Source organism: Burkholderiaceae bacterium (genome assembly GCA_024235995.1).
Taxonomy (GTDB): domain Bacteria; phylum Pseudomonadota; class Gammaproteobacteria; order Burkholderiales; family Burkholderiaceae_C; genus Ottowia.
This window is the reverse complement of sequence record JACKLI010000001.1, coordinates 464,607-477,725: the sequence shown is the minus strand read 5'-3', so window position 1 is coordinate 477,725 and position 13,119 is coordinate 464,607. Positions and strand designations below refer to the sequence as shown.

Sequence of the window (13,119 nt, the reverse complement as noted above, 5' to 3'; positions counted from 1 at the left end):
GGGGTGGGTCTGCGGGCCGGTTGAAGGGCCATTGTGCCGCGCGGAGGGCCCGATGGGGCAGCTCAACGGGCCAATGCCTGCTCCGCGCGCGACAGCGCCTCGGCCTTGCCCGACAGCACCAGGGTCTCGCCGCCTTCCAGCGTGAAGGCCTCGTGCGCGGCCACGGGCGTGCCCAGGCGGCTGCGCAGGCGCACCACGCGCAGCGCAGCGCCGCCTTCGCCCGCCACCTGGCCCAGCACCTCGGCCAGGCGCCGCCCGGCCGCCGTGGGCGGCACCGTCAGCGTGGCCAGGCGCTCGGCCTCCAGCTCGTCCTCGTGGCTGTCGGCGGCGCCATGGAAGAAGCCGCGCAGCAGGCCGTAGCGCTGCTCGCGGTACTGCTGCACGATGTGGATCACGCGCCGCATGGGCACGCCCACCAGCGCCAGCGCGTGGCCGCCCAGCATCAGCGCGCCCTCCTGCGCCTCGGGCACCACCTCGGTGGCGCCGGCGGCGCGCAGGCGCTCCAGGTCGCGGTCGGTCTGGGTGCGCACGATCACCGGCGTGTGCGGCGCCAGGGCGCGGATGGTGGCCAGGGTCTTGAACACGGTTGGGGTGTCCAGATAGGTCAGCACGACGGCGCTGGCGCGCGCCAGGCCGGCGGCCGTCAGGGCCGGCGCCTTGGTGGCGTCGCCATAGGCCACGGCCTGGCCGGCGGCGCGCGCCTGCTGCACGTGGTCGGGGTCCAGGTCCAGCGCCATGGTGGCGATGCCCTCGTGCTCCAGCATGCGGGCCATGGCCTGGCCGCTGCGGCCGAAGCCGAGGATCAGCACGTGGCCGCTGGTGTTGATCGATTCCACCGCGATGTGCGTCATCTGCAGCGACTGCTGCAGCCATTCGCTGGCCACCAGGCGCAGCACGATGCGGTTGCTGGCCATGATGATGAAGGGCGTGGCCAGCATCGACAGCACCATCGCCGCCAGGACGGGCTGGAACAGCTCGGGCGCCACCAGGCCCTCGCGGCGGCTGAGCGTCAGCAGCACGAAGCCGAACTCGCCCGCCTGCGCCAGGTACAGGCCGGTGCGCAGCGCCGTGCCGGCGCTGGCGCCCAGCGCGCGCGCCAGCGCGGCCACCAGCAGCAGCTTGAAGGCCACCGGCACCAGCAGCAGCACCAGCACCAGCGGCCAGCGCAGCAGCACCTGGTGCACGTCCAGCAGCATGCCGATGGTGATGAAGAACAGGCCCAGCAGCACGTCGTGGAAGGGCCGGATCTCGGAGGCCACCTGCACGCGGAACTCGGTCTCCGAGATCAGCACGCCGCAGATGAACGCCCCCAGCGCCAGCGACAGCCCCGCCTGCTGCGTCAGCCAGGCCAGGCCCAGCGTGAGCAGCAGCAGGTTGAGCATGAACAGCTCCGGGCTGCGCCGGCGCGCCACGACGGTCAGCCAGCCGTGCATCAGGTGCTGGCCGCCCCACAGCAGCAGCGCGATCAGGATGGCCGCCTTCAGCGCCGCCAGGCCCAGCTCGGCCAGCAGCTGCTCCGGCGGCGAGCCCAGCGCCGGGATCAGCACCAGCAGGGGCACCACCGCCAGGTCCTGCAGCAGCAGCACGCCCATCACGCGCTGGCCGTGCTCGGACTCCAGCTCCAGCCGGTCGGCCATCATCTTGACCACGATGGCGGTGCTGCTCATGGCCATGGCGCCAGCCAGCACCAGGGCGGTCTGCCAGCTCATGTGCCACAGCGAGGGCAGCAGCCAGGCCAGCGCCATCGAGCCGCTGGTGGCCAGCGCCAGCGTGCACAGCACCTGCGCCAGCCCCAGCCCGAACACGTGGCGGCGCATGGCGCGCAGCTTGGGCAGGTTGAACTCCAGCCCGATGACGAACATCAGGAACACCACGCCGTACTCCGCCAGCTGGCGGATGCCCTCGGCGTCCTGGCCCACGGCCAGGCCCAGCGTGTGCGGCTCCATCAGCACCCCGGCCAGCAGGTAGCCCAGGATGGGCGGCAGCCGCGCCCAGCGGCACGCCGACACGCCCAGCACGGCGGCCAGCAGGTACAGCAGCGTCAGCTCCAGCGAACTCATGCCCCATGGTAGTGCACCGATCGGGGCGCCCGATAGAATTTGGCGCATGAACGTCAACCCCGAGCAGGCCCTTCGGCTGGCGCGCGAGGCGCTGGCCATCGAGGCCGACGCCGTGCGCGCGCTCGCGCAGCGCCTGGGCGACGGCTTCGTGCGGGCGGTGCAGCTGATGCTGGACGTGCGCGGCCGCGTGGTCGTCATGGGCATCGGCAAGAGCGGGCACGTGGGCCGCAAGATCGCCGCCACGCTGGCCTCCACCGGCACCCCGGCCATGTTCGTGCACCCGGCCGAGGCCAGCCACGGCGACCTGGGCATGATCAAGCCGGTGGACGTGGTGCTGGCCATTTCCAACAGCGGCGAGAGCGAGGAGCTCAACGTCGTGGTGCCGCTGGTGCGGCGCCTGGGCGCGCCGCTGGTGGCCATGACGGGGCACGCCGGCTCCACCCTGGCGCGCCACGCCGACGTGGTGCTTGACAGCGGCGTCGAGAAGGAGGCTTGCCCGCTCAACCTGGCGCCCACCGCCAGCACCACCGCGCAGCTCGCCCTGGGCGACGCGCTGGCCGTGGCGCTGCTGGACGCGCGCGGCTTCAAGGCCGAGGACTTCGCCCGCTCGCACCCCGGCGGCGCTTTAGGGCGTCGCCTGCTCACGCGCGTGCTCGACCTCATGCGCGCGGGCGAGGACGTGCCCCGCGTCGGGCCCGAAGCGGCCTTTGGCGATCTGATGCGCGAGATGACGCGCAAGGGCCTGGGCGCCTCGGCCATCGTCGACGCCCATGGCCGCGTGCTGGGCATCTTCACCGACGGCGACCTGCGCCGCCTGGTCGAGACCGGGCGCGACCTGCGCCAGCTGACCGCCGGCCAGGTCATGCACGCCTCGCCGCGCACCATCAACCAAAGCGCGCTGGCCGCCACGGCCGCCGAGCAGATGGAGCGCCACCGCATCACGGTGCTGCTGGTGACCGATGACGCGGACCAACTGGTGGGCGCCCTCAACACCAACGATTTGATGCGGGCGAAAGTGATCTGATGGGCGCCGCGCAAACCTGGCCCCCCGAGCTGCTGCTGCGCGCGCAGGGCATGCGCCTGCTGCTGCTCGACGTCGATGGCGTGCTGACCGACGGCGGCCTGTACTACGGCGAGGGCGGCGAGGTCCTCAAGCGCTTTCACACGCTGGACGGCCATGGCCTGAAGCTGCTGGCGCGCGCGGGCATCCAGGTGGGCGTCATCTCGGGGCGCGACTCGCCGGCGCTGCGCCAGCGCCTGGCGGCCCTGGGCATCCAGCACGCCCGGCTGGGCACCGAGGACAAGCTGCCCGCCGCGCAGGCCCTGTTGCGGCAGCTGGCCGTCGGCTGGCCGCAGACCGCCGTCATGGGCGACGACTGGCCCGACCTGCCCCTGCTGCGCCACGCCGGTTTTGCCTGCGCGCCGGCCAACGCCCACACCGAGGCGCGCGCGCTGGCCGCCCACGTCACCGCGCTGGCCGGCGGCGCGGGCGCGGTGCGCGAGCTGTGCGACCTGCTGCTGGCGGCCGGCGGCCACTATCGGCGCCTGCTCGAGCAGCACCTGGGGCCCATGCCATGAACAGCGCCCGCCTGTGGCGCCACGGCAAGGAGCAGTTCTTTGCCTGGCTGCCGGCGCTGATGATGGCGCTGTTTGCCCTGGGCACCGCCTGGCTGGTGCGCCACACGCCCGACTTCGCCGCCGCCAGCGGCCCGCCGCGCCCGCTGGCGCACGAGCCCGACTACCAGATGCGCTCGTTCGCGGTGCGCAGCTTCGACGCCGCCGGGCGCATGACCTCCGAGCTGCGCGGCGTCGAAGGCCACCACTATCCCGACACCGACACGCTGGAGGTCAGCCAGCCGCGCGTGCGCTCGTTCGATCCGAAGAACCAGCTCACCGTGGGCCGCGCCGATCGCGGCGTGTCCAATGGCGACGGCTCCGAGATCCAGCTCTACGGCCAGGCGCAGGTGGCGCGCGAGGCCAGCGTCGGCCCGGGCGGCCGGGCCACGCCGCGGCTGGAGTTTCGCGGCGAATACCTGCACGCCTGGGTCAAGGCCGAGCGCGTCAGCTCCGACCAGCCGGTCGAGCTGCTGCGCGGCGCCGACCGCTTTACCGGCGAGCGCTTCGACTACGACAACCAAAGCGGCGTGGCCAACCTGGTCGGCCAGGTGCGCGGCGTGATCCAGCCGGCGCGGCGCTGAAGGTCGTCCAGTGAGTGCGGCGCCTGGACTGGTCTTCATCACCGGCGCTTCCAGCGGCATCGGCCAGGCGCTGGCCCGGCGCTATGCGCAGGACGGCTGGCGCCTGGCCCTGGTGGCGCGCCGCGCGGCCGACTTGAGCGCCTGGGCCCAGGCCCAGGGCTGGGCCAGCGAGCGCTGGCGCGTGTACGGGGCCGACGTGGCGCAGGTGGATTCCATCGTCGCGGCCGCCCAGGCCTGCCTGGCGCAGCAGGGCGTGCCCGACGTGGTGATCGCCAACGCCGGCATCAGCATCGGGGTGGATACCGCCGTGCGCGGCGACCTTCAAGTCATGGCGCGCATCTTCGCCACCAACAACCTGGGCCTGGCCGCCAGCTTCCAGCCCTTCATCGAGCCCATGCGCCAGCGTGGCAGCGGCACCCTGGTGGGCATCGCCAGCGTGGCCGGCATCCGCGGCCTGCCGGGCCACGGCGCCTACTGCGCCAGCAAGGCGGCCGTCATCAGCTACTGCGAAAGCCTGCGCGGCGAGCTGCGTGGCAGCGGCGTGCGCGTGGTCACCCTGCTGCCCGGCTACGTCGACACGCCGCTCACGCGCGGCAACCGCTACCCCATGCCCTTTCTGATGGCGCCCGAGGCCTTTGCCCGGCGGGCCCAGCGTGTCATCGCGGCGGGCGCCAGCTACCGCGTCATCCCCTGGCCCATGGGCGTGGCGGCCAGGCTGCTGCGCCTGCTGCCCAACGCGCTGTTCGACCGCTTGCTGGCGGGGCGCCCGCGCAAGGCGCGGCAGGCGGGGCAATGAAAAAGGGCTCCCGAAGGAGCCCTTGGCACGATCTACGGCGCTGCCGGATCAATAGTCGTCGCGACCGCCACCGCCTTCACGGCGGCCACCGCCGCGCGGGCCGCTGCCGTAGGGGCTGCGAAAGCCGCCGTCATGGCCGCCGCCGCCTTCGCGGCGACCGCCGCCGTAGCCGCCTTCACGCGGGGCACCGCCGCCGCCGTAGCCACCTTCGCGGCGACCGCCGCCGTAGCCACCGCCGCCGCCACCACCATAGCCACCGCCGCCGTAGCCGCCACCACCGCTGCGCGGGGGGCGCGGCTCCATCGGGCGCGCTTCGTTCACCACCACGTTGCGGCCGCCCAGGGGCTGGCCGTTCATGCCGTTGATGGCGGCCTGAGCTTCGTCGTCGCTGCCCATCTCGACAAAACCAAAGCCCTTGGAGCGGCCGGTGTCGCGCTCCATCATGACTTTGGCGCTGGTGACGGCACCGAACTGGCCAAAGGCCTGCTCGAGATCCTGGTCACGCACGGAATACGGCAGGTTGCCGACGTAAAGTTTGTTGCCCATCGAACTGGGACTCCTCAAGAACAATAAAAAAGCGATGGAGTCCGCAAAACGCCTTCGACGAAGCTGCTCAAGGCTGAGAGCGAAGGGAAACTGACTGCTTTCACCGCAGGATCAAACAAGGGTTGAATGTTTGAGAATGTGTGCAGGGTGCACACCCGCGCGATTATGCGTCAGAAATCCCGTCGTCAAGCATGAAAAAATCAACCTTTTTATTCAGTCGGGTATTCGGTTGGACGGCCGGCTAGGGGGCAGCGCCCATGGCGCCGGCCTTCTGTCGGGGTGCGGAGCCGTTGCTTGTGCGCAACACCGGCCATGCCAGCGGCGCCGGGCGGGATCATCGCCTCACCCGGTATCCGGGCAAGGTGGGCGGCGCTATACTGGCCTTTCCCAGCGCCGATTTGCTTCCTGCTTGCGGGCGCTTTTACAAATGCAGCTAAAGACGGACAAGCGCAAACCCCGGCTTTCCGCCTCTTTGGCGAGCCGGGTTTTTTTATGTCATTCATCGTCCAGCCGCACAGCCTGCGCTTCGAGGCCCCGCTGCCGCTGCAAAGCGGCGCCTCGATCCGCGGCTACGACCTCAGCTACGAGACCTACGGCCGGCTCAACGCCGCGCGCGACAACGCGGTGCTGATCTGCCACGCGCTCAACGCCTCGCACCACGTGGCCGGCCGCTACGCCGGACAGGACAGGAGCGAAGGCTGGTGGGACAACATGATCGGCCCCGGCAAGCCGGTGGACACCGAGCGCTTCTTCGTCATCGGCATCAACAACCTGGGCTCGTGCTTCGGCTCCACCGGGCCCATGCACGTCAACCCCGACACCGGGCGCGTGTACGGCGCGGACTTTCCGGTCATGACGGTGGAAGACTGGGTCGACGCGCAGGCGCGGCTGCTGGACGAACTGGGCGTGCACCAGCTGGCGGCCGTGATGGGCGGCAGCCTGGGCGGCATGCAGGCGCTCAGCTGGACGCTGCAATACCCCGAGCGCGTGCGCCACGCCGTGGTGGTGGCCAGCGCGCCCAACCTGAGCGCCGAGAACATCGCCTTCAACGAGGTGGCGCGCCGCGCCATCGTGACCGACCCGGACTTTCACGGCGGCCACTTCTACGAGCACGGCGTGCTGCCCCGGCGCGGCCTGCGCATCGCCCGCATGATCGGCCACATCACCTATCTTTCAGACGATGTGATGAACGAGAAGTTTGGACGAGAGCTGCGGCAGGCCGTGCTCGACAACACCAGCGGCTACCGATACAGCACGCAGGACGTGGAGTTCCAGATCGAGAGCTACCTGCGCTACCAGGGCGACAAGTTCAGCGAATACTTCGACGCCAACACCTACCTGCTGATCACGCGCGCGCTGGACTACTTCGACCCCGCGCGCGCCTTTGGCGGCGACCTGACGCGGGCGCTGGCGCGAGCCGCCTGCAAGTTTTTGCTGGTGAGCTTTTCCACCGACTGGCGCTTTGCCCCCGCGCGCTCGCGCGAGATCGTCAAGGCGCTGCTGGAAAACCGCCGCGCCGTCAGCTACGCGGAGATCGACGCGCCCCATGGGCACGATGCCTTTTTGCTCGATGACCCGCGCTACATGGGCGTCGTCCGCTCTTATTTTGAAAGCATTTCGGGAGCACGGGCGTGAGCGACCTGCAACTGCTGAACACCATCGCCCAGCTGGTGCCCCAGGGCAGCCACGTGCTCGACCTGGGCTGCGGCGACGGCGCGCTGCTGCAGCAGCTGACGCGCGACAAGGGCTGCACCGGCTACGGTATCGACATCGACGACGCCAACGTGCTGGCCTGCGTGCGCCGCGGCGTCAACGTGCTGCAGGTCAACCTGCACCAGGGCCTGGCGTCCTTTGCCGACCAGAGCTTCGACGTGGTGCTGCAGATCAACACCCTGCAGCACCTGCGCAACGCCGAGGTCATGCTGCGCGAGACCGTGCGCGTGGGCCGCGTGGGCATCGTCGCCTTTCCCAACTTCGCGCACTGGGCCAACCGCCTGTCGGTGCTGCGCGGGCGCATGCCGGTGACCGCGCGCCTGCCCTACGAGTGGTACGACACGCCCAACATCCGCGTCGGCACCTTCAAGGATTTCGAGGTGCTGGCCGGCAAGAACGGCCTGACGGTGCTGGACGCCTTTGGCCTGGACGAGCAGCGCGTGGTGCGCCGCTGGCCCAACCTGCTGGCCGGCACGGCGGTGTTCAAGCTGCAGCGCTAGGCCAGCGCGCCAGCGAGGGTCTGGCTGGACCGGATTTCAAGATAAATAGGCCTCTAGCCCGCATGCAACAAGCGCAAAAAGCTATCAAAAAATGACCAATCTGCCCACCCTCGAACAACTCGCCGCCGACCTGGCCGCCGGCCGCACCAGCGCGCAGGCCCTGACCGAGGCCGCGCTGGCGCGCGCACAGGACGCCGCCGGCGAAGGCCCGCGCGTGTTCACCCGCCTGAGCGCCGAGCGCGCGCTGGCCATCGCCCGCGCCAGCGACCTGCTGCGCGCCGCCGGCATGGTGCGCTCGCCGCTGGAGGGCATCCCGGTCTCCATCAAGGACCTGTTCGACGTGGCGGGCGAAGTCACCACCGCCGGCTCCAAAGTGTTGCAGGATGCCGCACCTGCCACGTGCAACGCCCCGGTCATCGACCGCCTGATCGCCGCCGGCGCGGTGATCGTCGGGCGCACCAACATGAGCGAGTTCGCTTTCTCGGGCGTGGGCATCAACCCGCACCACGGCACGCCGGCCAACCCGTGGGATCGCGCCACGCGGCGCATTCCGGGCGGCTCCAGCAGCGGCGCGGCGGTGTCGGTGACCGACGGCATGGCAGCGGTGGCCATCGGCAGCGACACCGGCGGCTCGGTGCGCATCCCCTCCGCGCTGTGCGGCCTGACGGGCTTCAAGCCGACGCAGCGGCGCGTGCCCACCGACGGGGCGCTGCCGCTGTCCACCTCGCTCGACTCGGTCGGCCCGCTGGGCGCCAGCGTGCGCTGCTGCGCCATCACCGACGCCATCCTGGCTGGCCAGGCCGTGCCCGCGCCCGCCCGGCGCGAGGTGGCTGGCCTGCGCCTGGCCGTGCCCGAAACCGTGGTGCTCGATGGCCTGGATGCCACGGTGGCCGCCGCCTTCGAGCGCGCGCTGGCCCGCCTGTCCGCCGCCGGCGCGCGCATCACCCGCCTGGCCGTGCCCGAGTTTGCCGAACTGGCGGCCCTGAACGCGCGCGGCACCTTGTCCGCCGCCGAGGCCTGGGCCTGGCACCGCGCGCTGCTGAACGCGCACGAGGCCGACTACGACCCGCGCGTGGCCCTGCGCATCCGCGGCGGCGAGAACATGAATGTGGCCGACTACATCGACCTGCTGGCCGCGCGCCCGCGCTGGATCGCGCAGGTGGAGCGGCGCATCGCCGGCCATGACGCGCTGCTGCTGCCCACCGTGCCCATCGCCGCGCCGCGCATCGCCGATCTGCAGGCCAGCGACGCGGCTTTTTTTGCCACCAACGGTCAGCTGCTGCGCAACTGCGCGCTGATCAACTTCCTGGACGGCTGCGCGCTGTCGCTGCCCTGCCATGCCGAAGGCGAGGCGCCGGTGGGCCTGATGCTGGCGGCCGCCGGCGGGCGCGACCACGAGGTGCTGGCGCTGGGCGAGGCGCTGGAGCGCGTGCTCGTCACCACGCGCTGAGCCCGAAGACCGGCTTCGCTCAGCGCGCGCCCTCCCGCGCCACGTCGGCCAGAAAGTCGCTGTTCGCGCCCGCGCCCTGCATCCAGGCGCCGTAGACCTGGTGGAAGTCGGCGGTGATGCGCTCCAGCGGCAGGTCGTCGAAGGCGCCGCGCTGGTTGACGTATTCCATGTGCCGCTGGCCGCTGGCGTCGAAGGCGTGGTAGATCGAGTCGTGCACGCCGTCGAAGTCCAGCGGCAGCAGGCCGAACTTCTGGCACAGCTCGATGTTGAACGCCGGCGTGGCCTTGCGCCAGGCGCCATCCAGCCACAGCTCGGTGTAGCCGTGCCAGATGAACAGATCGGTCTTCATCGTTTGCCGCATGCGCTCGGTCGACAGGTGGTTGCGCACGTCGGCAAAGCCCAGCCGCGCCGGGATGCCGGCCGCGCGCGCCACCGCCGCCAGCAGCACCGCCTTGGGCACGCACCAGCCGTAGCCGTTGGCCAGCACCGTGCTGGCGCGCATGCCGTGGGGCGAGAGGTCGATGCGGTAGGGGTCGTAGCGAAAGCCGTCGCGCACCGCGTGCACCAGGGCCACGGCGCGCTCGCGCTCGGTGCTGCCCTGCGCATGCTCGCGGGCAAAGGCCTGCACGGCGGGATGCTGGCTGTCGATGGCGGCGGTGGGCGCCAGGTGCGCGGGGGTGGGCTGATCGGGCATGGGGCCGATCGTATCGCGTGAGCGTGCGTTCAGCGCCGCCAGAACGCCGGCGTCAGCAGCACCAGCATGGACAGCAGCTCCAGCCGGCCCAGCACCATGGCCAGCGAGCACAGGGCCAGCTGAAAATCGGTGAACGAGGCGTAGTTGCCGGCCGGCCCGATGCGGCCCATGCCGGGGCCGATGTTGTTCAGGCAGGCGATGATGGCCGAGAAGGCGGTCACCACGTCCAGCCCCGAGGCCAGCATCAGCATCGTCAGGCTCACCATCACGCCGCCGTAGATCAGCATGAAGGCCATCACGGTGGACACCACGTCGTTGGGCACGCGCATGCCGCTGAGGGCCACGGGGTGCACCACGCGCGGGTGGATGATGCGCAGCAGCTCGCGCTGCGCCAGGCGCACCAGCACCAGCATGCGCACCATCTTGATGCCCCCGCCGGTGGAGCCGGCGCACGACACGAAGCAGCCCAGAAACAGCAGCAGCACCGGCACGAAGGTGGGCCACATCACGTAGTCGGTGGTGGAAAACCCCGTGGTGGTGGCCACCGACACCACCTGGAACGCGGCTTGCCGCACCGCGCTGGAGGCGTCGGGGTAAACGCCGTGCAGCAGCAGCATGGCCGACACCACCGCGATCGCGATACCCAGCACCAGGGTGTAGGCGCGCACCTCGGTGTCGCGCGTGACGGGCGTCAGCGAGCGCAGCTGCCACAGCAAAAAGTAGCGCACGAAGCTGATGCCCGCCAGCAGCATGAACAGCACCGCCGTCCACTCCAGCTGTGGCGAGTTCCAGTAGCCGAAGCTCTGGTCGTGCGAGGACAGCCCGCCCAGCCCCACCGTGGTGCACATGTGCATGAAGGCGTCGGCCCAGCTCATGCCGCCCCAGCGGTAGGCCAGCAGGCAGGCGCTGGACAGCACGAAGTACACGCCCCACAGCCCGCGCGCGGTCTCGGCGATGCGCGGGGTCAGGCGCGAATCCTTCATCGGGCCCGGCATCTCAGCCTTGAAGATCTGCAGCCCGCCCAGGCCCAGGAAGGGCAGCACCGCCAGCGCCAGCAGCATGATGCCCAGCCCGCCGATCAGCTGCAGAAAGCAGCGCCACACGTTGACCGAGGTGGCCAGCAGGTCCAGCCCCGCCAGCGAGGTGGCGCCGGTGGCCGTCAGCCCGCTCATGGCCTCGAAGTAGGCCTGCACCGGGCCGATGCCCTGCACCGTCAGCAGCAGCGGCAGCGCGGCATACACCGGCAGCACCAGCCACACCAGGTTGACCAGCAGAAAGCCGTCGCGCACCGTCAGTTCGGCGTCGGTGCGCCGGGTGCGCCACCACAGCCACAGGCCGGTCAAGAAGGTCAGGCCGAAGCAGCCGGCCCAGATGCTCCCGTTGCGCCCGCCCTCGCCCCACCAGTCCCAGGCCATGGGCACCCAGAAGGCGAAGGCAAAGCCCATGATGACCCACGAGAAGACGCGGAAGGCAGGTGCAAAACGGGTTGTCATGGTGCCCCCACGCTTCGCTGCTGCGCATGCTGCGCTGCCCCCCGAGGGGGCGCTCGCCGCCTTGGGGCGGCCCGGCGGCGGCTCGGGTTTGTCGCGCGTGACGGCATTGCTCCCTCCCCCTCTGGGGGAAGGCGGGGGTGGGGGCCGGCGGCGGTGGAGGGGCAGGCGTCGCTCGCCCCCATCCCTGCCTTCCCCCAAAGGGGGAAGGAGTCAGGCGCACAGACCGTCCAGTGGGCGCGCATGTCAGAAGAACGTGGCGCGGACTTCAAACAGCTTCTCCGCCTCGCGCACCAGGCGCTTGTTCGGCAGGAAGATGATCACGTGGTCGCCGGTCTCGATCACCGTGTCGTGGCGCGGCACCAGGGTGTGGGCCTGCTCGCCCTCGCCGCGCACGATGGCGCCCACGCGCGCGCCGGCGGGCAGCTTGAGCTGCTCGATGCGCCGGCCCACCAGGTGCGAGGTCCTGGCGTCGCCGCGCGCAATGCCCTCCAGCGCCTCGGCCATGCCGCGGCGCAGGCTGTGCACCGCCGCCACCGCGCCGCGGCGCACGTGCAGCAGCAGCTCGCCAATGACGGCCTGCGCGGGCGAGATGGCGATGTCGATCGCGCTGCCCTGCAGCATTTCGGCGTAGGCGCGGCGGTTGACCAGCGCGATCACGCGGCGCGCGCCCATGCGCTTGGCCAGCATCGAGGCCAGGATGTTGTCCTCGTCGTCGCTGGTCATGGCGATGAACAGGTCGGTCTCGCCCACGCCCTCGGAGTGCAGCAGTTCCTCGTCGGCGCCGTCGCCCTCCAGCACCAGCATGTCCGGCGGCAGCTCGCCGGCCAGGTAGTCGCAGCGCTTGCGGTCGGCCTCGAAGATCTTGACGCTGCAGCGGCCCACCAGCTCGCGCGCCAGGCGCAGGCCCACGCGCCCGCCGCCGGCCATCATCACGCGGCGCACGCGGCGGTCGGGGTTGCCGATGGCGCCCAGCGCGGCGCGCAGGCTTTCGCGGCCCGTCAGCACGAAGATCTCGTCGCCCGCCTGCACGCGCGTGTCGGCCTCGCACGCCAGCTCGGCGTCGTTGCGGTAGACGGCGACGATGCGCATGGGCAGGTCGGGGTGCTGCTCGCGGAACTCGGCGATGCTGTGGCCGGCCAGGGCGCTGTCGGTGGCCACCCGCACCACCGCCAGGTGCGCCTGCCCTTGCGAAAAGCGCACCACCTGCAGCGCGCCGGGGTAGTCGATCAGCAGCTGGATGTAGCGCGTGACCGACTCCTCGGGGCAGATCACGCGGTCGACCGCAAAGCCTTCCTTGCCCAGCAGCTCGCCGTCGCCAAACTCCGACGAGCGCAGCCGCGCGATGGTGCTGGGAATGCCGAACACGCCGTGCGCCACCTTGCAGGCCACCAGGTTGGTGGCATCGTGGCCGGTGGCGGCGATGAACAGGTCGCAGTCGTCGGCGCCCGCGCCGCGCAGCACCGAGGGCAGCGTGCCGTTGCCGGGCACACCGCGCAGCTCCAGGCGCTCTTCCAGCTTGCGCAGGTGGGCTGGGTCGGTGTCGATCAGGGTGATGTCGTTGGCCTCGGACACCAGGGTCTCGGCCACGCTCTCGCCCACGCGGCCGGCGCCGAGAATCAGGATGCGCATGGGCGTCGCACCGGGTTGGAGTTAACTATCATTGTTGTAG

General features: G+C 71.0%; 12 protein-coding genes. 7 read left to right on the top strand and 5 right to left on the bottom strand.

What is annotated here, in order from left to right; all coding sequences use genetic code 11:
• Positions 1-62: 62 nt before the first annotated feature.
• On the bottom strand, positions 63-2,060 hold the full coding sequence (locus H6927_02395) for a cation:proton antiporter (GenBank protein ID MCP5216947.1): 1,998 nt from the start codon (positions 2,058-2,060) through the stop codon (positions 63-65).
• Between the two features lie 46 nt (positions 2,061-2,106).
• Between H6927_02395 and H6927_02390 the strand changes: the two genes are divergently transcribed.
• Genes H6927_02390 through H6927_02375 form a run of 4 tightly spaced genes read left to right on the top strand, consistent with a single transcriptional unit; the run spans position 2,107 to position 5,054 of the window.
• Entirely contained in the window at positions 2,107-3,084 is a 978-nt protein-coding gene (locus tag H6927_02390) for a KpsF/GutQ family sugar-phosphate isomerase (GenBank protein MCP5216946.1), read from the top strand.
• Positions 3,084-3,638, top strand: coding sequence for an HAD hydrolase family protein (locus H6927_02385; protein ID MCP5216945.1), 555 nt, complete (start codon positions 3,084-3,086; stop codon positions 3,636-3,638). Before H6927_02390 ends, H6927_02385 begins: the two co-directional genes overlap by 1 nt.
• The gene (gene lptC / locus H6927_02380) at positions 3,635-4,258 is read left to right on the top strand and encodes an LPS export ABC transporter periplasmic protein LptC (GenBank protein MCP5216944.1); all 624 of its coding nucleotides are present in this window, start codon (positions 3,635-3,637) and stop codon (positions 4,256-4,258) included. The genes H6927_02385 and lptC overlap by 4 nt, the downstream gene beginning before the upstream one ends.
• A 10-nt stretch (positions 4,259-4,268) precedes the next feature.
• Positions 4,269-5,054 (top strand): SDR family oxidoreductase, encoded by a 786-nt coding sequence (locus H6927_02375; GenBank protein MCP5216943.1) that lies wholly within the window; start codon positions 4,269-4,271, stop codon positions 5,052-5,054.
• Between the two features lie 48 nt (positions 5,055-5,102).
• Here the strand turns inward: H6927_02375 and H6927_02370 are convergent, their stop codons facing one another.
• Complete coding sequence (locus tag H6927_02370) at positions 5,103-5,600, bottom strand: RNA-binding protein (GenBank protein ID MCP5216942.1); 498 nt, start codon at positions 5,598-5,600, stop codon at positions 5,103-5,105.
• Positions 5,601-6,092: 492 nt separating this feature from the next.
• Between H6927_02370 and H6927_02365 the strand changes: the two genes are divergently transcribed.
• From H6927_02365 to H6927_02355, 3 genes are all read left to right on the top strand, one after another.
• Complete coding sequence (locus tag H6927_02365) at positions 6,093-7,235, top strand: homoserine O-acetyltransferase (GenBank protein MCP5216941.1); 1,143 nt, start codon at positions 6,093-6,095, stop codon at positions 7,233-7,235.
• Positions 7,232-7,813 (top strand): methionine biosynthesis protein MetW, encoded by a 582-nt coding sequence (gene metW / locus H6927_02360; protein ID MCP5216940.1) that lies wholly within the window; start codon positions 7,232-7,234, stop codon positions 7,811-7,813. Before H6927_02365 ends, metW begins: the two co-directional genes overlap by 4 nt.
• A gap of 91 nt (positions 7,814-7,904) precedes the next feature.
• A complete protein-coding gene (locus H6927_02355) occupies positions 7,905-9,263 on the top strand; it encodes an amidase (GenBank protein ID MCP5216939.1) in 1,359 nt (452 codons plus the stop codon).
• A 19-nt stretch (positions 9,264-9,282) separates the two neighbouring features.
• On the opposite strand, the gene H6927_02350 is transcribed toward H6927_02355, so the two are convergent.
• From H6927_02350 to trkA, 3 genes are all read right to left on the bottom strand, one after another.
• The gene (locus H6927_02350) at positions 9,283-9,957 is read right to left on the bottom strand and encodes a transglutaminase family protein (GenBank protein MCP5216938.1); all 675 of its coding nucleotides are present in this window, start codon (positions 9,955-9,957) and stop codon (positions 9,283-9,285) included.
• 29 nt (positions 9,958-9,986) lie between these two features.
• The gene (locus H6927_02345) at positions 9,987-11,450 is read right to left on the bottom strand and encodes a TrkH family potassium uptake protein (protein MCP5216937.1); all 1,464 of its coding nucleotides are present in this window, start codon (positions 11,448-11,450) and stop codon (positions 9,987-9,989) included.
• A gap of 243 nt (positions 11,451-11,693) precedes the next feature.
• On the bottom strand, positions 11,694-13,079 hold the full coding sequence (trkA, locus tag H6927_02340; protein ID MCP5216936.1) for a Trk system potassium transporter TrkA: 1,386 nt from the start codon (positions 13,077-13,079) through the stop codon (positions 11,694-11,696).
• Between the last annotated feature and the right edge of the window lie 40 nt (positions 13,080-13,119).

Coding starts and splice junctions, on each gene's coding strand:
- H6927_02390 (MCP5216946.1), top strand. CDS start 2,107: ATGAACGTCAACCCCGAGCAGGCCCTTCGGCTGGCGCGCGAGGCGCTG.
- lptC (MCP5216944.1), top strand. CDS start 3,635: ATGAACAGCGCCCGCCTGTGGCGCCACGGCAAGGAGCAGTTCTTTGCC.
- H6927_02345 (MCP5216937.1), bottom strand. CDS start 11,450: ATGACAACCCGTTTTGCACCTGCCTTCCGCGTCTTCTCGTGGGTCATC.
- H6927_02355 (MCP5216939.1), top strand. CDS start 7,905: ATGACCAATCTGCCCACCCTCGAACAACTCGCCGCCGACCTGGCCGCC.
- H6927_02370 (MCP5216942.1), bottom strand. CDS start 5,600: ATGGGCAACAAACTTTACGTCGGCAACCTGCCGTATTCCGTGCGTGAC.
- H6927_02385 (MCP5216945.1), top strand. CDS start 3,084: ATGGGCGCCGCGCAAACCTGGCCCCCCGAGCTGCTGCTGCGCGCGCAG.
- H6927_02350 (MCP5216938.1), bottom strand. CDS start 9,957: ATGCCCGATCAGCCCACCCCCGCGCACCTGGCGCCCACCGCCGCCATC.
- H6927_02365 (MCP5216941.1), top strand. CDS start 6,093: ATGTCATTCATCGTCCAGCCGCACAGCCTGCGCTTCGAGGCCCCGCTG.
- trkA (MCP5216936.1), bottom strand. CDS start 13,079: ATGCGCATCCTGATTCTCGGCGCCGGCCGCGTGGGCGAGAGCGTGGCC.
- H6927_02395 (MCP5216947.1), bottom strand. CDS start 2,060: ATGAGTTCGCTGGAGCTGACGCTGCTGTACCTGCTGGCCGCCGTGCTG.